Annotated in this window: 18 protein-coding genes and 1 riboswitch; of the genes, 13 read left to right on the top strand and 5 right to left on the bottom strand. The window is 54.8% G+C overall.

Annotated elements, in window-relative coordinates; genetic code table 11:
* Positions 1 to 5 precede the first annotated feature (5 nt).
* From GOX61_RS06000 to GOX61_RS05940, 13 genes are all read left to right on the top strand, one after another.
* Positions 6 to 416 carry a universal stress protein gene (locus GOX61_RS06000; protein WP_170332085.1) on the top strand — a complete coding sequence of 137 codons (411 nt, stop codon included), beginning with the start codon at positions 6 to 8 and terminating at the stop codon, positions 414 to 416.
* Between the two features lie 38 nt (positions 417 to 454).
* Complete coding sequence (comD, locus tag GOX61_RS05995; protein ID WP_155150217.1) at positions 455 to 961, top strand: sulfopyruvate decarboxylase subunit alpha; 507 nt, start codon at positions 455 to 457, stop codon at positions 959 to 961.
* Positions 958 to 1,512 (top strand): sulfopyruvate decarboxylase subunit beta, encoded by a 555-nt coding sequence (comE, locus tag GOX61_RS05990; RefSeq protein ID WP_170332082.1) that lies wholly within the window; start codon positions 958 to 960, stop codon positions 1,510 to 1,512. Before comD ends, comE begins: the two co-directional genes overlap by 4 nt.
* Positions 1,512 to 2,645, top strand: coding sequence for an alpha-hydroxy acid oxidase (locus tag GOX61_RS05985; protein WP_170332080.1), 1,134 nt, complete (start codon positions 1,512 to 1,514; stop codon positions 2,643 to 2,645). The genes comE and GOX61_RS05985 overlap by 1 nt, the downstream gene beginning before the upstream one ends.
* 822 nt (positions 2,646 to 3,467) lie before the next feature.
* The gene (locus tag GOX61_RS05980; protein ID WP_254436774.1) at positions 3,468 to 4,706 is read left to right on the top strand and encodes a hydroxymethylglutaryl-CoA reductase; all 1,239 of its coding nucleotides are present in this window, start codon (positions 3,468 to 3,470) and stop codon (positions 4,704 to 4,706) included.
* The gene (locus GOX61_RS05975; protein WP_170332076.1) at positions 4,703 to 5,614 is read left to right on the top strand and encodes a UbiA family prenyltransferase; all 912 of its coding nucleotides are present in this window, start codon (positions 4,703 to 4,705) and stop codon (positions 5,612 to 5,614) included. The genes GOX61_RS05980 and GOX61_RS05975 overlap by 4 nt, the downstream gene beginning before the upstream one ends.
* On the top strand, positions 5,611 to 8,070 hold the full coding sequence (locus GOX61_RS05970) for a PEP/pyruvate-binding domain-containing protein (protein ID WP_170332074.1): 2,460 nt from the start codon (positions 5,611 to 5,613) through the stop codon (positions 8,068 to 8,070). Before GOX61_RS05975 ends, GOX61_RS05970 begins: the two co-directional genes overlap by 4 nt.
* Positions 8,060 to 9,160 carry a DUF3419 family protein gene (locus GOX61_RS05965; protein ID WP_170332072.1) on the top strand — a complete coding sequence of 367 codons (1,101 nt, stop codon included), beginning with the start codon at positions 8,060 to 8,062 and terminating at the stop codon, positions 9,158 to 9,160. The genes GOX61_RS05970 and GOX61_RS05965 overlap by 11 nt, the downstream gene beginning before the upstream one ends.
* Positions 9,157 to 10,488, top strand: a complete 1,332-nt coding sequence (locus tag GOX61_RS05960; RefSeq protein WP_170332071.1) for a hypothetical protein — start codon at positions 9,157 to 9,159, stop codon at positions 10,486 to 10,488. Before GOX61_RS05965 ends, GOX61_RS05960 begins: the two co-directional genes overlap by 4 nt.
* On the top strand, positions 10,485 to 11,330 hold the full coding sequence (locus tag GOX61_RS05955) for a hypothetical protein (RefSeq protein ID WP_170332069.1): 846 nt from the start codon (positions 10,485 to 10,487) through the stop codon (positions 11,328 to 11,330). Before GOX61_RS05960 ends, GOX61_RS05955 begins: the two co-directional genes overlap by 4 nt.
* Entirely contained in the window at positions 11,242 to 12,744 is a 1,503-nt protein-coding gene (locus GOX61_RS05950) for an AMP-binding protein (protein WP_170332067.1), read from the top strand. The genes GOX61_RS05955 and GOX61_RS05950 overlap by 89 nt, the downstream gene beginning before the upstream one ends.
* Positions 12,745 to 13,062: 318 nt before the next feature.
* Positions 13,063 to 13,266: riboswitch (cobalamin riboswitch) on the top strand.
* Positions 13,267 to 13,348: 82 nt separating this feature from the next.
* On the top strand, positions 13,349 to 14,602 hold the full coding sequence (locus tag GOX61_RS05945) for an aromatic ring-hydroxylating oxygenase subunit alpha (protein ID WP_170332065.1): 1,254 nt from the start codon (positions 13,349 to 13,351) through the stop codon (positions 14,600 to 14,602).
* Between the two features lie 5 nt (positions 14,603 to 14,607).
* Positions 14,608 to 15,690, top strand: coding sequence for a hybrid-cluster NAD(P)-dependent oxidoreductase (locus GOX61_RS05940; protein ID WP_170332062.1), 1,083 nt, complete (start codon positions 14,608 to 14,610; stop codon positions 15,688 to 15,690).
* A 289-nt stretch (positions 15,691 to 15,979) separates the two neighbouring features.
* Here the strand turns inward: GOX61_RS05940 and GOX61_RS22340 are convergent, their stop codons facing one another.
* The 5 genes from GOX61_RS22340 to GOX61_RS05920 form a co-directional block, all read right to left on the bottom strand.
* Entirely contained in the window at positions 15,980 to 16,303 is a 324-nt protein-coding gene (locus tag GOX61_RS22340) for a hypothetical protein (protein WP_217353782.1), read from the bottom strand.
* Between the two features lie 80 nt (positions 16,304 to 16,383).
* On the bottom strand, positions 16,384 to 17,385 hold the full coding sequence (locus tag GOX61_RS05935; protein ID WP_254436773.1) for an autotransporter domain-containing protein: 1,002 nt from the start codon (positions 17,383 to 17,385) through the stop codon (positions 16,384 to 16,386).
* Between the two features lie 314 nt (positions 17,386 to 17,699).
* The gene (locus tag GOX61_RS05930; RefSeq protein WP_170332058.1) at positions 17,700 to 18,029 is read right to left on the bottom strand and encodes a hypothetical protein; all 330 of its coding nucleotides are present in this window, start codon (positions 18,027 to 18,029) and stop codon (positions 17,700 to 17,702) included.
* A 291-nt stretch (positions 18,030 to 18,320) separates the two neighbouring features.
* Positions 18,321 to 19,496 (bottom strand): peptidase S41, encoded by a 1,176-nt coding sequence (locus GOX61_RS05925; protein WP_170332056.1) that lies wholly within the window; start codon positions 19,494 to 19,496, stop codon positions 18,321 to 18,323.
* 470 nt (positions 19,497 to 19,966) lie between these two features.
* Complete coding sequence (locus tag GOX61_RS05920; RefSeq protein WP_254436772.1) at positions 19,967 to 20,623, bottom strand: GntR family transcriptional regulator; 657 nt, start codon at positions 20,621 to 20,623, stop codon at positions 19,967 to 19,969.
* Positions 20,624 to 20,667 lie beyond the last annotated feature (44 nt).

Genomic DNA, 20,667 nt, shown 5'->3' with positions numbered 1-20,667 from the left:
CTACCATGTATAACAATATCCTGGTTCCCATGGCTCTGGATCACGGGGTTTCCGGAACCACGCTGAAAGCTGCTGCCACCCTGAGCAATCCGGGTGGGCGGATCACCGCGTTGCATGTCTATGAGGCGCCGCATGGTTCCGTCAGCACCTTTTTGGACGAGGATGCTGTGCGCGATGGTTTGGACATGGCCCACCAGCAGCTTGCCAAAAAAACTGCAGACTACAGCGATGTCACGACAGTGATCGTCAAGGGGCGTTCATACCGTGGCATCGTTGAATACGCCGCAAAAAACGGTGTGGACTGCATCGTCGTCGGTTCTCACAAACCAGGTCTCAGCGACTTTTTCCTGGGCTCGACTGCCGCACGAGTGGTCCGGCATGCACCTTGTGCTGTACATGTTTGCCGCACCACATGACTTTGAACAAAGAACATCCGCAACAAAGGCAATCAACTATGAACATAGACAAAAGGATCGCTGACGATCTGGCGGCCAATGACGTCTCTTTCGTCACAACGGTGCCCTGCAAACAGCTGGCGGGAGTGATCGAAGAGATTGATCAGCGTGACGATATCTTTCACATCCCGTCCAACAAGGAAGATGAAGGTATGGGGCTGTGTGCCGGGGCCTGGATGGGTGGCAAGCGGCCCGCAATCATCATGCAGAACACCGCCATCGGCGTAACGATCAACACGCTGGCCACATTGATCCAGTACTACCGGATGCCGCTGCCGATGCTGATCTCCTACCGCGGCGAACTGCGCGAGCCAGTGGCTTGTCAGGTCGAAATGGCGGTTCACACCAAGGCGCTTTTGGCGCAACTCAATATACCGACCTACCACTTTCATTGGCAGAAGGACGTCGAGGAGTTGGACAACATTCTGAAATACACCTTCATGTGCAACAAACCCGTTGCCATCCTGACTGACGCCAATTTCTGGGGAGGCTATGGCGACCAATGATCCGCTCCGAAATCCTTAAAGAGATCGCGCCAATTCTTCGTAACGAACTGGTTGTGTGTAACATTGGCATCCCGTCGCAGGAACTGCATGCGATCGATGACCAGCCAAGCAATTTCTACATGTTGGGAACCATGGGGCTGGCCTCCTCCATCGGGCTTGGGGTGGCGCTCGCACAGCCTAAACCAGTGATCGTGATTGACGGTGACGGCTCGATCCTGACCAACCTCGGGACCCTGCCCACTATCGGTAACAACGCACCCGGCAACTACATCCTGATGATCATCGACAATGGCTCCTATGGCTCTACCGGTGATCAACCAACCTACACCAGCCAGCGCACCGATCTGGCCGCGATGGCCCGCGCAGCCGGTTGCGCCAAAGTGGTGGAGGTGCAGGATAAGGACACCGGACCAGCGTTAGAAGAAGCCCTATCCAGCGGCGAGGCCACGGTGCTGGTGGTCAAGTGCGACAGCGGCAACGCCAAGATGCCTGTGATCACTATGGACCCGGTGGTAATCCGCGATCGGTTCATGAAGGCTGTTGCCAACTGATGGGCGCAAACGCCATCCATTCGGCCGAGGACGCCCGCCGCCTTGCCCGGCGGCGGCTCCCTTGGATGGTGTTTGACTACATTGATGGTGCCGCGGGGCGTGAAACCGGGGCAGCGCGCAATCGTGTCGCGCTGGACGCCATCACCCTGCGGCCCCGCATCCTGTGTGACGTCAGCCGACGGTCCCTGGCATCACAGGTTTTCGGCGCCGACGCAGACCGCCCCTTTGGCATCGCCCCCATGGGTATGTGCAATCTGGCCGCTCCAGGTGCCGACCTGATGCTGGCAAGGCTGGCGGCGCGCTACCGTGTACCCCACGGCGTCTCAACCGTTGCCTCCACCCCGCTTGAAACCATCCTGGAGGCAGCGCAAGGATATGCTTGGTTCCAGCTTTACTTCAGTGGCGACGGTAGCGGCACTTATAAGCTGGCCGAACGCGCCAAGGCGGCCGGTTACCAAACCCTTGTGTTGACAGTGGATGTCCCCGAAGTCGGCCGCCGGCCGCGTGAGCTGCGCCACGGCTTCACAATGCCCTTCCGTATCGGCCCCAGACAGTTATTCGACTTTGCCATGCATCCCGGTTGGTCGCTTAAGACGCTTGTCGCAGGCAGGCCAGAAATGGCGAATTTCAAGATGAAGGGTTATGACTTCGACCGCACCGAGAGCCGAGCCCGGGCCACATGGGACACGCTGGCCCGGCTGCGGGATCTCTGGCCTGGAAAACTGGTGGTGAAAGGGGTGCTGGACATCGAGGACGCCCGCGCACTGCGGTCTGCAGGCGTTGATGCTATTCAAGTCTCAAGCCATGGCGCACGGCAGCTGGAGGCAAGCCCCGCGCCGATCGAGATGCTCACAAATATTCGATCAGACCTTGGGTCGGATTTTCCCCTCTTCTACGACAGCGGGATATGGTCAGGAGAGGACGTTCTTAAGGCCCTGACACTTGGGGCCGACTTCGTCTTTGTTGGACGGATACTGCAGTTTGCGATCGCAGCTGCCGGAGAGGCAGGTTTAGAACAAATGTGGGATGTTCTTAGCCAAGAGTTGAGTATTGCCATGGCCCAAACCGGACAGACTAAGCTGAATGGTGACTATTCTCTTTGGCAGCGCAAGCGCGACTTTGTCGGGCATTGAACCCCTATAGTGCGGCGTCATTTGCTTCTTACAAACTGACAAGTCTAAATTGATTTATGAGACATCCGAAATGTCTTGTATCAGGGTTTCTGAGTGTCACCCTTATGATTTGGAGTTGCAATTAGTTTAGTTGCGCACTGACGACACTCTCGTCCTGTCCGCCTTCTCATACTACATACGACTTTGCCTCCTTGATCATGGAGCACCTCGATGAGGCTCAAAGCGCGTGTAAAAATTTTGAAATGTTCCTGCCATCGGCATTTGAACTCTACATTCGAGGTCGAATGCGAAAGCGCCCGCAGAGTAGAGATCTTGATCTTATCCAGATACATCGCCTCTGCCTGAAATTGGGTGCAGCCCTCACCAAAACCATTTTGAAATCGGTCTGACCGCTCTTGATAACGTTGACTGACTGCGGGAGGCCCGTTTGGCGAGGAATATTGGGTTACTCTGATGTGATGGAAGATCTTTGCGTCGCAATAGGCAAAACCAGTGCGCCTATGAATAATCGAATGATACAAATTCAAGGGTTTACCGGTCGCCGATTGGCAAAACTATGTGTTGCCATGCAGTGCCTTGCGTAGCGTCACATAAACTTCCGGCTTGTCTTGCTTGAATCTCTCATTTGGTCCCCCGTTTCCTGACTTTAGGGCCGAATGAACTCTAAAGAGGCAGGACCGCTCACAATCGCCAACTGGATGTATTTGCTGGATATTACTTTCTTTCTTGTTAGGGTGCAGCCATCGCAGAATTAAGTCTGCAGTCGTTTTACACAGCGTTTGTCGGAGCTGACTTTTGATTATTCCATTTCATGTGCGGGAAATGCTGCGGCGAATAAAAGCGCGATATGACGCTGAACGCACGCCACAGCAGATGGCGCCAAGCGACGAAGTGTTTTCGCCTTTGCGCCCCTCTCGCAAGGCTGACAGTAAGACGGTTGCGCGGTTCTGGGATCATCTAAAGCTCAAGACAAGCGACGCAGATCAAGCATTGATCGCGGATTCTGCAACAGTCGAAGCTTCTGAAACCTACAGCGCCAATATTGAGAACTTCATTGGAACCGTGAAAGTGCCGGTGGGCATCGTTGGACCATTGCGCTTGAATGGTATGAACGCCAACGGGGATTTTTATGTGCCTCTGGCGACGACTGAGGCCGCGCTTGTTGCCTCGTACGCGCGCGGGGCATTTGCCGCGGGCCGGTCTGGTGGGGTCAGCACGGCTGTCTTGTATGAAGGTGTATTGCGCACGCCTGCCTTTGTGTTCGAAAGCCTTTTGCAGGCCGGTCAGTTTGTCGATTGGGTGGTCAGCAATGTCGATGATCTCAAGGCGGCGGCTGAGGCCACAACCCGGCATGGCAAACTTGTCTCGCTGGAGCCTTTCATAGACACGAATATTGTCTTTCTGATTTGCCGCTACACAACGGGTGATGCGGCGGGTCAGAACATGGTTACCATCGCAACGGATGCGTTGTGCCGTGCCATTAACGGTAGTTGCCCGGTGCCAATTGAAAATTGGTATATTGAGGGGAATTTTTCGGGCGACAAGAAAGCCTCGGCGCTTGGATTGGTGACGGGTCGAGGCCGGAAGGTAAGCGCGTCGGTGACCCTGCCTGCGGATGTGGTGGAAAAGACGCTTGGTACCACCGTGGATGCCATGATGGCCTATGGCCGGGTCGCTAATCTCGGGTCACATCTATCGGGTCAGCTTGGGGCTCAGGCCCATTATGCCAATGGTCTGGCGGCCTTTTACATCGCGACCGGGCAGGACGCGGCCTGCGTCGCCGAAAGCGCGATGGGGGTGACGCGAATGGAGCCCCGAGGGGAGGATCTTTTCTGCTCGGTGACGCTCCCGAATATCCTTGTTGGTTCCGTGGGTGGCGGTACCGGCTTGCCCAGCCAGAGTGCCGCGCTGAACATTCTGGGACTAAAGGGCGCTGGCCACGGCACGGCGCTGGCCGAAGTGGCCGCCGCTATCTGCCTGTGCGGAGAAATATCGATTGTTGCTGCAATTGCTGCGGGGCATTTCACGCGGGCCCATGAAAGTCTGGCCCGCCAAAGATGACTCTGCTGGCTCGATTGTGGATCTATCAGTCCGAACGCTTTCCACTGAAGAAGACCGTTCCGCTTTTGTTGGTGTTTTCAGCAGCAAGTATTTGCGTCTCAGCCCGGCTTGCTGATCGCCCATTGCCCGAATGGCCCGCCTTTGCGGTCGGCTTCGCGCTTGCAATGGCGTTGTTTTTCCAGATGCGCGTTTGCGACGAATTCAAGGATGCCGAAGACGACCGCCGCTATCGTCCCGAGCGCCCTATTCCACGAGGGCTGGTATCCCCGGCTGAGGTCTTGGTGCTTGGCTTGCTGACCCTACCGCTGGCTACCGCCGCTGCATGGTTGTGGTATCCTCCGGTTCTATGGTGCCTTCTTGTGGTTTGGGTATGGCTGGCGGCAATGACGGCCGAATTCGGGGCGCCAACTTGGCTTAAGGCGCGACCGGTTCTGTATCTGATTAGTCATATGGCGATTATGCCGCTGATCGATTTGCTGCTGACCAGCATCGAATGGCTTCCGGCCGGAGGGGCTGCATCAAAACTTTGGTTGTTTCTAACGCTGTCTTTTGTGAATGGCTGCGTTCTCGAGATCGGACGCAAACTATGGTCGCCCGAAAACGAAATTGACGGCGTAGACACCTATTCGGGTCTTTGGGGGTATCGGCGCGCTGCCATTGTTTGGCTGGGCTGTGTTGTGCTGTCCTTTGGGTTTCTGGTGGGCACAGGGTTTGCGACTGATGTTGGATGGATAACCGTCGTGGTCGGGGTCGCTGCTTTGGTGCCCTGTGGTCTTGCTGCACGCAGTTATATGACGGCACCAACGCCTAAGGCACAGGACAGGATGGACACAATCGCGGGACTGTGGGTGTTTTATTGTTATGCCACAGCGGGCTTTTTGCCGTTTCTGATCGGAGGCTTCAGGTGACCTTTATCGTCAATCAATCCGATGCAACTGATCCGACGGTGGTCGGAGGAAAAGCCACTGCGCTATCAAACCTCGCCCGTCACGGGTTCAATCCACCTGCGTTTTTTGTCATAACCGATGCCGCTTTCCGCGCAGGTAAGACAGGGCCCGTTGCAGCTCGCGGACTGAGTGATGCGATCAGCGCGGCATTGAATACGTTGGGTCCGGGACCTTATGCAGTGCGCAGCTCCGGTCGGGCTGAAGATGGTGCCGAACACAGCCATGCGGGGCAGTTCGATACAGTCTTGAACGTCACCGGCAGCAAGGTGCTGCCGGCGGCGAAACAGGTTTGGCAATCAGGATTTACGGATTCTATTGCTACCTATCGCTCGGTCAAATCCGGGGGCGAGGCAGAAGCCCCCGCCATCATTGTACAGCGCATGATTGATGCGACGACCGCCGGTGTCGCTTTCTCGGCCGATCCGGTGACCGGACAACGAAACACGGTAGTCGTGTCCGCCGTCAAAGGTCTAGGCGACGCCCTGGTGGCAGGTGAGGTTGATGGTGAGGATTGGACTATTGATCAAGACAGGCAGCCTGAATGCGCCCAAGCCACGGCTCAAGTTTTGACACCGGACCAGGCGCTTCAGGTGGCAATGCTGGCGCGCAAAGCGGAAGAGGCTTTTGGTATCCCACAAGACATCGAATGGGCGTTCGATGCGGATGGGCTGCACATTCTCCAGGCACGACCAATTACGACCGAGCTGAGACCAGCTGCGGTGCCGGATGATGCGCTTACCATTTTTGACAATTCGAATATCGTCGAAAGCTATCCGGGCATGGTCAGTCCACTGACCTATTCCTTTGCCGTGCATGTCTACTCTCGGGTCTATCGCGCCTTCGTGCGGCTTTTGGGTGTTTCGGATAGAACCGTCGCGCAGAACTCGGCCATCTTCGACAATTTCCTTGGGCGCATTGATGGGCGTGTTTATTACAATCTGGTCAATTGGTACCGGGCTCTGGCGCTGCTGCCGGGGTTCTCGCTGAACCGCGATTACATGGAAACGATGATGGGTGTGTCCGAGCCCATGCCGCGTGAAATCACGGACGAGATTGGTCCTGCTCCTGCCGAAGGCGCGCGCAAGATTTTGGAATACGCCAAACTGGCTGCGGTTGCGGGCAGCCTGATCTGGCAGGCCGTGCGATTGCCGCGTACCCGGCGCAACTTCTATGGCAGACTAATTGATATTCTGGATCGTGATCTCGACATAGAAGCTGCGAACGCGACCGAACTGGCTGCTGAGTATCGCCATATCGAAAGTACCCTGCTGGATCGCTGGGACGCACCGCTTGTAAATGACTTCCTGTGCATGATCGCTTTTGGCGCATCACGCAACCTGCTGCACAAGTGGTTGGGTGAAGACGGGCTGTTGCTGCATAACGATGTCATGATCGGACAAGGCGATATCATCTCAGCCGAACCGGCGCAGCGAATTGCCCACATGGCTCACTTGGTCCGCGAGGCCGGGATTACTGATCAGCTGAGCGCGGAATGCCGGATTGAGACCCTTGCCCCCTTTCCACAGATCGAGGCCGAAGTTCGCTCTTACTTGGACAAATTCGGGGATCGATGCACAGAGGAGTTGAAGCTCGAGAGCATACCGTTGTGCGATGATCCAGCCAGCCTGTTGATGGCCATCGCAGCCAGTGCAGCCCGTCCCGAGGGTAAGCGACACACCAGCACTGAGCCGGACTGGAAAACCCTGTTTCCTGCCAATCCGCTGAAACGCTACCTGTCTAAATGGATCATAGGCTGGGCCAAGGCCCGCGTTCGCGACCGAGAGAACCTGCGCTTTGAACGTACCCGTATATTCGGCCATGCCCGGCGTGTTTTTCTTGGCATCGGTCGAGAGTTTTCTGCAAGGGGCTTGCTTGCCGAGCCCCGCGACGTGTTTCATCTGACGACGTATGAGGTCTTGGGAGCCGTAGAAGGGTTCAGTCTTTCGCCTGATCTGAAAACCATAGTTGCGCAACGCCAACGCGAAGATGCTGCAGCGTCCCTGCGTCCGGACCCGCCGGAACGTATCGAAATCCGAGGTCCCGCCATTTCCCCGATCTGGGCGGATACCGAAGAGGTCGACAGCGATCCGGAGCGTGTGAAAACTGGCACCGGTTGTTCAGCCGGGCAAGCAACTGCAAAAGCCCGTGTGATCCGTGACCCGCGAACTGAGGCCTTGCAACCCGGCGACATCCTTGTGGCGCGTCACACCGATCCGGGCTGGATTGCGGTGTTTTCGAACGCTTCGGCCATTGTTGTGGAACGGGGGTCGCTTTTGTCGCATTCCGCAATTGTGGCGCGCGAATTGGGCATCCCTTGTGTTGTTGGCCTGAAAGGGGCCACGCAATGGATCAAGAATGGTGAAACCCTGTCGATCGACGGGGCAAGTGGCAAGGTGGAACGGTGCGATGGGGTATAGTGAAATCGAGAGCAAGGCAGATTTCGACCATATCCGATATGCCCAGTTGTGGGAGGATGCGGACGTTCTGACCGACGCGCTCGGCGATTGCGCGGGGGGCACGCTGGTGTCCATTTGTTCGGCAGGGGATAACGCGCTGGCTATGCTAACGCTGGACCCAGCGAAAGTTGTGGTTGTCGATCTTTCACCGGCGCAGATTGCCTGTCTAAAGTTAAGGATCGGTGCTTTCCGATCTTTGACACACCCCGAATTTCTGGAACTGACAGGATCGCGGCCCAGCAAGAGGCGAGCAGAGCTGCTGACGAGGGCTTTGGAGGCCACTGATCCTGAGACAAGCGCCTTCTGGGCCGGTCTTGCCCCGGATGTGGAGCGTTACGGGATAGGCGGGGTCGGCAAGTTCGAGCGGTACTTTCGTATTTTCCGCACACGGCTTTTGCCGTTTGTACATTCCAGACGTACGATTGATGAAGTCTTTGCACCCCGATCGCCGGATGCGCGCGAGGTTTTCTTCGATACGCGCTTTAATACCTTCAGATGGCGGCTGTTACTGAATGTATTCTTTTCTCGCTTTGTGATGGGGCGCATGGGGCGCGACAAGGCGTTCTTCGATCACGTTGAAGGCAGCCCTGCCCAGCATGTGGCGCGTCGCATTCGCCACGCAGGCGTTGAAACTGATCCGTCGCAAAATCCATATTTGCACTGGATCCTGAAAGGTACGCATGGCGACGCGCTGCCGATGGCCTGGCGGCCTGAGCATTATGATACCATCCGCGCTCGCCTCGATCGTCTCGATATCAGGCCCGGATCGTTAGAGGCCTTCGTTTCAACCGGTGAAAAAGCCAGCGGGTTCAATCTATCGGACATTTTCGAATATATGTCGCCTGATGTGTTTGCGCAGGTCTACGGATCAATCCTGTCAGCTGCCGCGCCAAAGGCTCGTCTTGTTTATTGGAACATGATGGCACCGCGCCGCTTGCCCCCTTCATTTAGAGGCGAAGTTGAAACACAACGCGAGATTGAGGATCGGCTAAAAGCGCGGGACATGGCCTTTTTCTATTCAGACTTTGTCGTGGAAGAGGTGCTCGCGTGAGTGTCATGGTCCAGATCCTGCTGGCCTTGGCTTCTGTTCTGGCCCTGTTGGGATTGATGGCAGTTGTCCGACGGCTGGCGCAAAAGGTTGGCTTGAACGCAGAAGTACAACGTAAGCTAATGCATGTCGGAACCGGGCTGTTCACGCTGGTTCTGCCGTGGATTTTCCCGGATCGCTGGCCGGTCTACATGCTGATCGGGGTAACGATGATTGTAATGGCGATCTTACGTTTGCCCCGGTTCTCAAACGGTCTGGGTGCAGCTTTGCACAGCGTTGAACGCACCTCATATGGTGATTTCCTGTTGGCGATTTCCGTTGGCCTTTGTTTTTTGCTGGCCGGGGAAAACACTCTCTATTACGTGCTTCCGATCGCCGTTTTGACACTGGCGGATGCTGCGGCTGCGCTTGCCGGAACGACATATGGAACCAAGCGCTACGTGGTTGAAGATGGCGACAAGAGCCTGGAAGGGTCAGTGGTATTTTTTGTCGTAACGCTGTTGGTTTCCATCATCTGCTTTTTGTTTTTGTCGAAACTCCCGCCGTCCAACATCATGATGCTGTCCCTTATGGTTGCGGCCTTTGGTACATTGGTCGAGGCACAAAGCTGGCGGGGTTTTGACAATCTGTTCTTGCCGCTCGGCTTGATGATTTTTCTGAAAGCCCATTATTATAGCTCCTTGGCAGAGCTGGCCGTGCTGACCATTTTGTTCTTTGCTGCTCTGGTCAGTTTCGGTGTGGTGGGAACAAAGCTGGGCTTCACCAAACATACGACCCGTGTCTATGTTGTTGCGGTTTTTCTGCTGCTAGCAGCCGCAAAATTGCAGAACACAGTACTGCCTATCATGGTTCTTGCCGCGCACGGCTGGGCGCGCACTGCTTCTCCTTGTGACAGTAAGTATCCCGATCTGGATATCGTAGCCGCCTTGGGGCTTTTGGGGTTCGGTTGGCTTGCAGTGGGAAATGCAACGGGATGGGATGCGATATCCTTTTTTGGAGTCAGTGCGATGGGGTTGGCCATGGGGCTCACTGCTGTGGCGCTGCGCACTATTCCTATTGCGATACCGCTGGTTGCCGCGGTCCTGTTTCTAATTCGTATCTGGGCGGTTTCCCTGAATTCTGATCAATCGAACTGGGCTGAACCCCTGACCGCGCTCTCGCTTGTATCACTCGCAATTATGGCGATTGTGCCCCTGTTTTTTCCGCAATTACTCCAAAAGAACCGTGTTTCGAGGCTGACGCTTTTGGCGGTTCTACCCCCGCTTGCCTACTACATTTGGTTCATAGCAGGGTCTATTGGCGACGGATTTGTCACCGGAGTTGTATCATGACGAAAGAGAGCATTCAGACTGACGGTGCCAAACTGTCCGTTTATCTGCAGGGCCCCGATTGGGCTGGCGTCCCAGCTGCAACAATCGGCGACTTCTCGTGTGAGACCCCAGAGGCCGGCTTGGAAGCTCTGCAAATGGCAATTGAACGTGTCCGGCATGCCGGGGTTGATCGGATCATTGGTCCGATGTCCGGAGATACTTGGCACAGCTATCGGTTTGTATCGTACAGTGACGGTTCAGCACCCTTTTTGATGGAGCCGACAAACAAATCACATGAGCCCGACGTGTTTTTGGCAGCGGGATTTACCACCATCAGCAAGTATTTCTCGGCACGTGTGTCATTGGCAAAAACGGCCAAGTCTTCTCCTGCTGCAACCGACGCATTTAATGTCGAGCCCTGGGACGGAACCAACCCCGAAGAATTATTCCGGCAAGTGTATCATCTATCTGTCGAGGCTTTTTCCCGAAACGCCTTCTATAAGCCTATCTCTGAGCGTGATTTTCTTGCTATGTACATGCCTGTCGTTCCGATGTTGAAGCGCGAGCTTATCTTTTTTGCCCGGCGTCCGGACGGCTCATTGGCGGGCTTTCTGTTTGGCATTCCGAACTATGCAGAAGGCCCAAACCCGACAGCGGCAATCTTAAAGACCTATGCAAGCCTTGAACGTGGCGCAGGTCGCCATTTGGCCAGTCAATTCCATATGTCTGCCCTGAAGCTTGGCTATGAGTCCGCCATCCACGCGTTGATCCATGATGACAACCAATCCGCCAATCGCAGCGTTGTCGAAGGGGCAACGGTATTCCGGCGGTACAACCTGTTTGGGCTGCGTCTGGATGGCTAACCTGCTGGACCATTTTGCCATTGCGGTTGATCGACACCCGGACCGGACGGCGATTGTTGAGGGCGACGGTCGCGAGATCACCTTTAGTGCGGTGCAGATACGAGCACAGCAATTGGCCAGTAAGTGGAAGCGCAAGGGAGTTGGCCAAGGCGATCACGTTCTACTGGCGATGCCGGTCAACGCTGATCTTTACGCTAGCCTTGCGGCCTTATGGTCATTGGGCGCAACAGTGGTTTTGCCTGAACCGGCGATGGGACTCGCGGGGTTGCGTCACGCAGCGAGAACGACCCAACCCAAGGCCTTTTGCGCATCAGGTCACTTTGCTTTGCTGAAGTTCGTTGTGCCGGAACTGTTTAAGCTGCGTCTTTTACTACCAGGCAGTGCCCGCAGTGCCCCCGGAGTCGCGGCTGTTCATGACAGTGACACGGCGCTCATTTCCTTCACTTCCGGCACCACAGGTCAAGCCAAGGCCATACCCCGCAGTCACGCGTTTCTGATGGCGCAACATGATGCCATTGCGCCGCTTCTACACAGTGATGCAGTCGAACGGGATCTGGTTGCGTTCCCGGTTTTCACCCTGATAAACCTTGCGGCCGGGCGTACGACTGTTCTGCCGAATTGGAAAATGAGCAATCTGGATCGACTATCTCCCGAGCAGTTAGCGGGCTGGATATCGAAGCAGCAAGTTACCCGGCTTCTGATCCCACCGTCTTTGTGCGAAAAACTTGCGCAGTGTAAAGATACTGGCCAACTGCACACGGTTTTCACCGGCGGCGGCCCGGTGTTTCCTGACCTGGTTGAGAGGCTGCTCGCCAATACCGGTCTGGACGTGGTCTGCGTCTATGGGTCAACCGAAGCTGAACCGATTGCGCATCTTGATGTGCGTGACATCTCCGAAGTTGACCAACGTGAAATGGCAGCAGGCAAGGGGCTTCTTGTCGGGTTTCCGGTTTCGCAAATCAAACTCCGAATTAGAAACGATGAAGTTCAGGTCGCGGGCGATCATGTAAATGATGGCTATCTTGATCCCACGCACTCCAAGGCAAACAAAATCAAAGACGGCACCACGATATGGCATCGAACAGGCGACGTGGGTCACCTGGATGATGAGGGGCGTTTGTGGCTGCTGGGTAGACTGGGGAGCGATGTAAGAACCCCGACTGGTCGCACCTTTCCTTTCGCAATCGAAATTGCAGCCCGGCAATGGCCGGGCGTGACGAACAGTGCGCTTATGAACTTCGAAGAAAGCCCCGCTTTATGCATTGAAGGTGACGCGGGTCAGCTATCAAACTGGAGCGGTCTGGCGCAGGAGCTGGGTATTGCCAAAGTGATCCACGTGAGAAAAATACCAATGGACAAACGCCACAATTCCAAAGTTGACCGAGTAAAACTTGCTCACTTGTTGGGTTGTTGATCCTCGGTAGTTTCCCTTCCGTGTTCCGACGGGAAACCGCAGTCGAGCACAGTTTTGTACCTGCCGGCTAGTCGGCAGAAAAGTCCAGCAACTTGCAATAACCAACTGCCAGTAGATCTACCCGCCGCACTGAGAGAAAATTTAAGGCGCAGCTTGGGCTCATTAGAGGCATTTGTCGGAACTGATCGGTCTGGGCCAAACCATTTGAGGATTGGATGTAGGAGAACAATAGAACGTATTGATTTGCGTGCGAGGAATCCGATGTCTGTTTTGCGTCCGCGAATGTCGCAAGTATTTCAGCGGTTAAAAGCGGCTGAAATAACTTGGTATTCGTGAGGTGCCGCTGTTTGATTCTCAGGCAGCGGAGAATTGGGAAGCCGGTGTAAGTCCGGCACTGCCCCCGCAACGGTAAGGAAGGTCAGGTTCGACAATCAACCACTGGGACGAGGATCCCGGGAAGGTGTCGCAACCGGGCGCAAGTCCCTTTCAAGTCCGGAAACCAGCCTCTCAGATATGTCAAACCGCGGGTGGCGGTGGGGGCACGGGTTTCGGACGTGATCCTCGCACGCCTCCGGACGGTTCCTCCTTGTCATCTGCCCAAGCAATGCCGCGGGGCGCGGCAGGAGAGCCAGAAGTGAACAATATCCAAAGCCTGTTGGCGCGTCGAAACCCGGGCTACGCTCTGGAACAGGCGTTTTATACCGATCCCGAGATTTTTCAGACCGACCTTGAAACCATCCATTATCGCGACTGGCTGTTTGCCATCCCGGCGTGTGAATTGGTGAAATCGGGCGACTACGTTACGTACAATGTAGGTGCCTACCGAGTGATTATTGTGCGCGGCTCTGATAACCAGATACGAGCGTTTCACAACACGTGCCGTCATCGCGGTTCGATCATCTGCAAGGCTGCAAAAGGCAATGCGCCGAAGCTGGTTTGCCCGTATCATCAGTGGACATACGAACTTGACGGCTCATTGCTATGGGCCCGTGACATGGGGTCGGACTTCGATCCCAAACAGCATGGATTGAAGACAGTTCACTGCCGCGAGCTCGCCGGGTTAGTATATATCTGTTTGGCGGATGACGCCCCGGATTTCGATACGTTCGCTAATATCGCGCGCCCCTATCTTGAGCCGCACGATCTGGGGAATGCCAAGGTCGCCTTTGAAAGCTCAATCATCGAGAACGGCAACTGGAAGCTGGTTTGGGAAAACAACCGCGAGTGCTATCACTGCGGCGGCAACCATCCTGCTCTGTGCCGGACTTTTCCCGACGATCCGGGCGTGACAGGGATCGAAGGTGGTGAGACACCAGCCTACATGCAGACCCATTTCGACCGGTGTCAGGCTGCGGGCATGCCTTCGCAGTTCTACCTGAATGACGACGGTCAATACCGTCTGGCGCGTATGCCGCTGAAAGAAGGCGCTGAGAGCTATACGATGGACGGAAAGTCTGCCGTGCGCCGCTGGTTGGGTCGGTCGCCCTTTGCCGATGCGGGATCGCTTTTGAAGTTCCACTATCCGACCACGTGGAACCACTTCCTTGCCGATCACTCGCTTGTTTTCCGAGTCACTCCGATCAGCCCGACAGAGACTGAGGTCACTACCAAATGGTTGGTCAACAAGGACGCGGTTGAAGGCGTTGACTACGACGTGAAACGTCTGACCGAAGTCTGGGTCGCCACGAATGACGAAGACCGGCAGGTGGTTGAGGACAACCAGCAGGGTATCAACAGTCCGGCCTATGTACCTGGTCCGTATTCACCCATTCAGGAATCCGGCGTGCTGCAGTTCGTGGATTGGTATTTCAACACGCTGTCGACTCGCTTGGCGCCGGACACGATGGCGGCGGAGTAAGGCTGATGAAAAATCTGAACACGCTCTCTTCGGCCATCTGGCAGGATGGCGAAATGCTGGAATGCGTCTCTGTCGTGCCCGAGATGCCGAACACCGCCAGTTTTTCATTCCGTGCCCCGTCTGGGGCGCAGTTCGCCTATCATCCAGGTCAGTTCTTGACGCTCGAAATCCCAGCTCCGGGTCAACCCGGAGGGGTCGTTCATCGCACCTATACGATCTCATCATCGCCGTCGCGGCCACGGTCGATAACCATCACTGCCAAAGCGCAAGCCGACAGTATCGGCACGCGCTGGATGCTGGACAACCTTCAACCCGGTATGTGTCTCAAAGCCATTGGGCCTGGGGGGCTGTTTACCAACGCCCAAAGCCAGGCAGGAAAGTACCTGTTTATCTCGGCTGGCTCCGGCATCACCCCGATGATGTCGATGACCACCTGTATGTGGGATGAAGGTCGTGATCTGGATGTCGTTTTCATCAATTGCGCCAAACGACCGTCCGAGATCATCTTTCGGCAGCGGTTAGAGCAGATGGCCAGCCGTACTGATGGTTTGGATCTGAAATTCGTTGTTGAAGAGCCGGATCGCTACCGTCCGTGGACGGGGTATCAGGGTCAATTCAACCAGTTGATGCTGGGTCTGATGGCGCCTGATTACCTTGAGCGCGAGGTCTACTGTTGTGGCCCTGAGCCCTTCATGCAGGCGGTGCGGGAAGCTCTGGCTGGTCTTGGCTTTGATATGGACAACTACCATCAGGAGAGCTTTGGCGCGCCGGTGGAAACTGAGGCGGATCTACCTGAGTTGAATGACGTTGTACTCGACGATGACAGCAGTGCAGAGATCCTGTTCGCGACCTCGGGTGTGACTGCCAAAGTAGCCGAGACCGACACAATTCTCGCCGCCGCGCGCTCGGTTGGTCTGAACATTCCGTCGGGATGTACCTTCGGCGTGTGCGGAACTTGCAAGATCAAGAAAACCTCTGGCGAAGTTCACATGGTTCACAATGGCGGAATCTCGGAAGACGACATCGAGGCGGGTTACATTCTGGCCTGCTGTTCGAACGCTATAGGCAAGGTTGAAGTCGAGGTTTGAGTGGATCGTGTCACGATCGAAACCGTGGTGAGCCTGACACTTGCTGCGGTTTCGATGCGTTGGCTTCGAGTCTGGACAGGCAACTCTTCAGGCAGTGTTCGAACGGCTTTGGGTGATCTCAATATCTACAAATCCAACAAAGCTGTGAGCCGGACAATTGCTGTATCCTGGCTAAGATGAACCAATTTGTTCTCAGGTATTACCATCATCACCAAGTTATACGAGTTTTGCGCGGATGCTTGTCGATGAAGCGCAACTTCAAGCATCCGCTGGAAAGACTTCTGTGTGCTTATGACAAGGCATCAGTGCATGCATCAACGCAATCTTCATCAATCGAGTTTTCTGAGGTCGAACCGTAACCGCGGGCAGGTTTTTTGATGGTCTGGTGATATTTGGGTTTTGTGTCACCGTGCGTGCGGGTTTGTGAAACTGCTGAGCGAACATCATGTGCATTGCTCCGTTGGCTGTGGTCACGCAACGGGCCAGCCATAGACATTCCAGCACTCAGAATAATGGCGAATGCGGTGACGGATGTAATCAGAGTCTTTCTCATTTTCTTGGTCCCTTTTGATTGAGCGTGCTTGATACGCTGTGTGTGAAACCAATCTGGCAATCTGCGGCCCGGATTTATTGCGCTGTCACGTCAAGGTTTTGAGAAAAGACATCAAGCTGACGCCTGAACACCATTTCGCTTTAGAACTGGACCTCAAAGCCGATGTTCCAGCCGAAGCTGTAGTCATCCGAGCTGCTCCCCAATCCGCTATCACTGGTGATCTCAGCATAGAGCTGTGCGTGGTTCGACAGAGGAACATTGCTGCCTAAGGTCAGGGCCGCTGTGTCCTGACCGCGCTCGGTGAATACTGTATTTTGCCCAAATACCACCGAAGTCGTGTTGCCGAACGTATGGTAGAAATCGATTTGACCGTAGAGCATTGAGTTGTTTGCAATGGCACGTTCAGCGCGCAGTCCAACCCGGGCTGTTAACGCGTCGCCTTCCACCAGGGATCCGATCCGACCACTCTCGACCCGATCAGGGACATCGTCCATGTCGATATCGCTGTACATGACCTGCACTTGAGGGATGAGCGTCCATTCGCTCTGCAGCTTGAAGGGCTTACCCACTTCAACAGATATCTCATACCCACTGCCGTCGGCATCCACGGCTGCCCCGCCGTTGGGACGTATCTCGCCGTCGAAATACCCATAGCGAAGCTGCCCTTCGACATAGAACTGACTATCCGCTACCCAAAGCGCGCTAAGCGTTGCATCGTAAGCGTCGGCCGAGATATCGGCGTTGGCAAAGTTGGTGCCAACGTCCGATGACAGGCTGCTGATCCCGAACTCCAACCCGCCGAACACCTGTCCGCCTGCGACCTCACCTAAAGGCAAATTCGCACCATAACGCAGGCTGCCGCTGTTCGTCGTCATCTCTCCTGCACCGACATCATAGCTGTCACGTTCACCATTGGTCTCAACCCAGAACGTTGGTCCTGGGGTTGTCGACAACTCAGGCAGCGCCTGGCCGGCGGTGAGGACTTTGGAACCGTTGCTTTGCGTCGCAGTGCGGAACTGCTTGATGCGATTCTCTGATGGACGAATACCCTGTGCAAACCCGCTTAGGCTGTCGCGTGACGGACCGGCCATGGACATTCCGGCACTCATGACAATGGCGAGTGTCATAGCGGATGTGATCATGACGTTTTTCATCTTTTAGTGCCTTTACGCTAAAACTGTTTGGTAGACTGTGTGTGCAATCAATCTGGCAACCTGCGGCTCAGATTGATTGCGCTGGCACGTCAAGGCTTTGAGAAAAGGCATCAATCTAGCGCCTGCTCGCATTTTTCGCAGTGCGACGTTCGCTGTCGGGTAGATGAGGTTACGCCCCCCTCGAACCAGAATAGGTTGACGTTGACAAACGCAGCCGAGCCCCGGAGTGAAAGACCGGGGCCCGGAGTTATATAGCGACACGTCGCTTTTTTTGGGGCAGATTTGCCTGGATCAACACTCGGCTACCGGTAGTTCATCCAGATCAGCTGATCAGACAGGTCGGAACCCGTCGTCTTGCCAAAAATCCAAGTGTAATTGCCATTGTCCTCAACCGGAATGACTACAACATAAGGCAGTTCCGAGCTCCAGCTCGCGCCAGACGATGTGGATGATGTAAAGGCTTCATAGTACATATCTGCCTTCTTGTATTTGCTGTCTCTTTTTGCAGCGGATTTGAGAGCTTCCCCCGTAAAACTGCGTTGGCTGTGGTCACGCAGCGGACCGGCCATGGACATTCCAGCACTCAGAGCAATGGTGAGCGCGACGACGGATGTAATCAGTGTCTTCTTCATTTCTTGGTCCCCTTCAGTTGAGCGTGGTTAATACGCTGTGTGTGAGACCAATCTGGCAATCTGCGGTTCAGATTTATTGCGCTGACACGTCAAGCTTTTGTGGAAAGATATCAAGCTAACGCTGGTTTGCGACGGCTCCTGAAATAGGCTCGACCTCAGTCAAGCCAACACTGAATTTGCAACAGCATCTCGCAAAACTGAACTGATGGAAGCCGATAGAATGCGCACTATTGTCGTTCGTACCCCGCGCAGCATTCGATACACCGACATTATTGTAGATCTTCTCTACACCTAACCATTCATGCCTTTGAGAATTCGTTGGTAGAACGCGCCATGTGCATCCTCAACTGCAGGCCTTGCGACCCATTTCCGGTCCAAATTCAGTTCTCCTGCGGGTACGATTTGTTGCGCGATATCGGCTGGTGTGGTTTCGTCAGACGTTCCGTTCTTCCAGTCGTGAAAGGCTGATGAGTATCGAACGACCGCTCCACTCACCGGCAAATCGAGCAACCCGCCCTCGGCAAAGAACGTCAACCCGTCGCCCATTTCCTCCCCAATGAGTTTGAGCCTGTTTCCCAAACGATGTTTAAGGATGGCTACGAACACGATCGCTGCGGAAAACGTGAATTTATCGACAAGCACAACAACCTGCTGGCTTGCGCGTTGCGAGATCGCGTCGACTAGGGGCATCGTTAGAAGAAAATCGCCCCCGGTGTTTCCGCGAACGTCAATTAATAGGGTTTTGTCCGAGCAGACGCGCACGCGGTCCGCTGCATCTGAGATGGCTTTAGGCAGCGCAGTTTCGCTCGGATCAAAGAAACTTGGCAATGCTATTGATAACCCGAGATCTTGCCAGTCCTTAATCTCTACAAAGGTTTCGGGTTCCCAGGCCGGATCAGCCTTGCCGTGCTCGTTTCTTGGATAGAGCATCGATCCAGGGACAGTATTTCCATTTTCCACTTTCAGGTTGGTAATCTGCCCATTCTCGGCCTGCACACGATACTCGGTCGTGCCGCTGTTTGACGAAAAACCCAAACGTGTCAGAGCGTAGGGCCAAGCCAGAAGTATCGGTCCGATAACCCGTTTCCTTTGGCACGTTCCCGCCAGAAATTTCTCCGCAATAGCTTGGATTTGGCTCACACCTGCACCATTGACTGCAATCAATTCTCCTCGCGGTGCTGTCACCCCTGGTGCCGCGCCAATGACTTGCACGGAACGCCCCACACTCACGAACCGCAGCGGTAGCACCGAGATCGCATCATTCGGGATCAGCCGTGTGTGCCCATTTTGAGGAAGTGCCAATAGGCACATCGCGGACATCAGAAAGGCTTCGATAGAGCCCTCCGAAGCGTATCGCCGGGCTTCCCCAATACAGCGGTCTATTAAGGCCCTTTCGATCTGCCGAAAGCTGGGATCGGTTGGCAGGGCAGTTTCTAATATTAGGTCCAGGTCTTCCGTGAGCGACATGTTTCAAGGTGCGCATAGCCGCTAGTCAATGTCCATATTGGGATCGAAATCGACTTTCTCTGCATGCAGGATCGTTGTCGGTTATTTGATGGGGTCAAATGATGGTTCATTTGATCTGCAGACTAGGGCTGCACTCAATCAAAGAGCGCTTCACATTACACCCCTTCAGAGATTTTTTATCGTTCGTTGCAACGTCGACATACACCCAATGGACGTCAAACTGCCAATGAAGGCATCTACGCGCGTTGAGTAATCAAATAGCTAAAAAATCTAGTTTCACCGGGTCGCTCAAGGTCTGGTAACCACCAAGAACCGTGGAAGCGAGCAGGAAGCCCGATACTTCACCTTCGGCCGCACATAGCCCTTCGCAAAGCTCTTCAATTGGTCGTTTGTCGTCTAGTCCAGGCCTGTGGCTAGGGCGGTCAAACAATTGGTTCAACAGATCGCTCAGAAACCAACTTCGTCGCACATTAAGAATTCATCTGACTACTCAGATACTCACCTGTTCTACGATAGTGATCGGTCAAGTGCTGAGTTGCGCTATCTGCGTCGTGATTTAATGCCGCGTCCAGGATTTGCTGGTGTTCGGCGGCGATGTCTCGCTTTTTGTAGCTCGAACCGCCGGCCGCCAGATAGCGGTAGCGAATGTTCAGGTCGTAAAGCTGCGAACAATACCTTAGCAGTAGCGGCAGTTTTGAATTGGACAACAAGGCCATATGAAAGGCCTTGTGAGCATCTTCAAAATCGTGCGCCTCGTTCTGGCCAGCTTTTTTCATATGGTGGTGACGCAGGACAAGCCGATCTTCCCAGGCCGCATCCGCATTGGCGATGGAGGCGCGAAGCGCAGTTTCCTCAAGGTTGCATCGCAACAGCAGGATTTCTTCGAAGTTACACTTGCTGACTGGCGCTGCCCGAAATCCGCGCTGATCAATCCGCTCGACCAACATGTCCGAAGTCAAAAGGCTAAGTGCTTCGCGAACCGGGCTTGCGCCGGTATCCAGTAACCCGCGAAGCTGCTCGATCTTAAGCTTTTGTCCAGGAGGTAGCTCGCCGGTCAGGATCATCTCGCGCAGTCTACGATACGCACCATGAGTGGCTGATGTTTCTTTGCCCTCTGTATCAAGCATGGGATCCATATCCGGCCGTTCCTTTTAAGCAGCGCAAACTCTTG

The organism is Ruegeria arenilitoris (assembly GCF_013030265.1).
GTDB classification, from domain to species: domain Bacteria; phylum Pseudomonadota; class Alphaproteobacteria; order Rhodobacterales; family Rhodobacteraceae; genus Ruegeria; species Ruegeria arenilitoris_E.
This window is presented reverse-complemented; position numbering and strand designations above follow the sequence as displayed.

Excerpts from the sequence above, each read along its gene's own strand:
- GOX61_RS06000 (WP_170332085.1), top strand. The coding sequence starts at position 6 with ATGTATAACAATATCCTGGTTCCCATGGCTCTGGATCACGGGGTTTCC.
- comD (WP_155150217.1), top strand. The coding sequence starts at position 455 with ATGAACATAGACAAAAGGATCGCTGACGATCTGGCGGCCAATGACGTC.
- comE (WP_170332082.1), top strand. The coding sequence starts at position 958 with ATGATCCGCTCCGAAATCCTTAAAGAGATCGCGCCAATTCTTCGTAAC.
- GOX61_RS05985 (WP_170332080.1), top strand. The coding sequence starts at position 1,512 with ATGGGCGCAAACGCCATCCATTCGGCCGAGGACGCCCGCCGCCTTGCC.
- GOX61_RS05980 (WP_254436774.1), top strand. The coding sequence starts at position 3,468 with ATGCTGCGGCGAATAAAAGCGCGATATGACGCTGAACGCACGCCACAG.
- GOX61_RS05975 (WP_170332076.1), top strand. The coding sequence starts at position 4,703 with ATGACTCTGCTGGCTCGATTGTGGATCTATCAGTCCGAACGCTTTCCA.
- GOX61_RS05965 (WP_170332072.1), top strand. The coding sequence starts at position 8,060 with ATGGGGTATAGTGAAATCGAGAGCAAGGCAGATTTCGACCATATCCGA.
- GOX61_RS05955 (WP_170332069.1), top strand. The coding sequence starts at position 10,485 with ATGACGAAAGAGAGCATTCAGACTGACGGTGCCAAACTGTCCGTTTAT.
- GOX61_RS05950 (WP_170332067.1), top strand. The coding sequence starts at position 11,242 with ATGACAACCAATCCGCCAATCGCAGCGTTGTCGAAGGGGCAACGGTAT.
- GOX61_RS05945 (WP_170332065.1), top strand. The coding sequence starts at position 13,349 with ATGCCGCGGGGCGCGGCAGGAGAGCCAGAAGTGAACAATATCCAAAGC.
- GOX61_RS05940 (WP_170332062.1), top strand. The coding sequence starts at position 14,608 with ATGAAAAATCTGAACACGCTCTCTTCGGCCATCTGGCAGGATGGCGAA.
- GOX61_RS05935 (WP_254436773.1), bottom strand. The coding sequence starts at position 17,385 with ATGATCACATCCGCTATGACACTCGCCATTGTCATGAGTGCCGGAATG.
- GOX61_RS05930 (WP_170332058.1), bottom strand. The coding sequence starts at position 18,029 with ATGAAGAAGACACTGATTACATCCGTCGTCGCGCTCACCATTGCTCTG.
- GOX61_RS05925 (WP_170332056.1), bottom strand. The coding sequence starts at position 19,496 with ATGTCGCTCACGGAAGACCTGGACCTAATATTAGAAACTGCCCTGCCA.
- GOX61_RS05920 (WP_254436772.1), bottom strand. The coding sequence starts at position 20,623 with ATGCTTGATACAGAGGGCAAAGAAACATCAGCCACTCATGGTGCGTAT.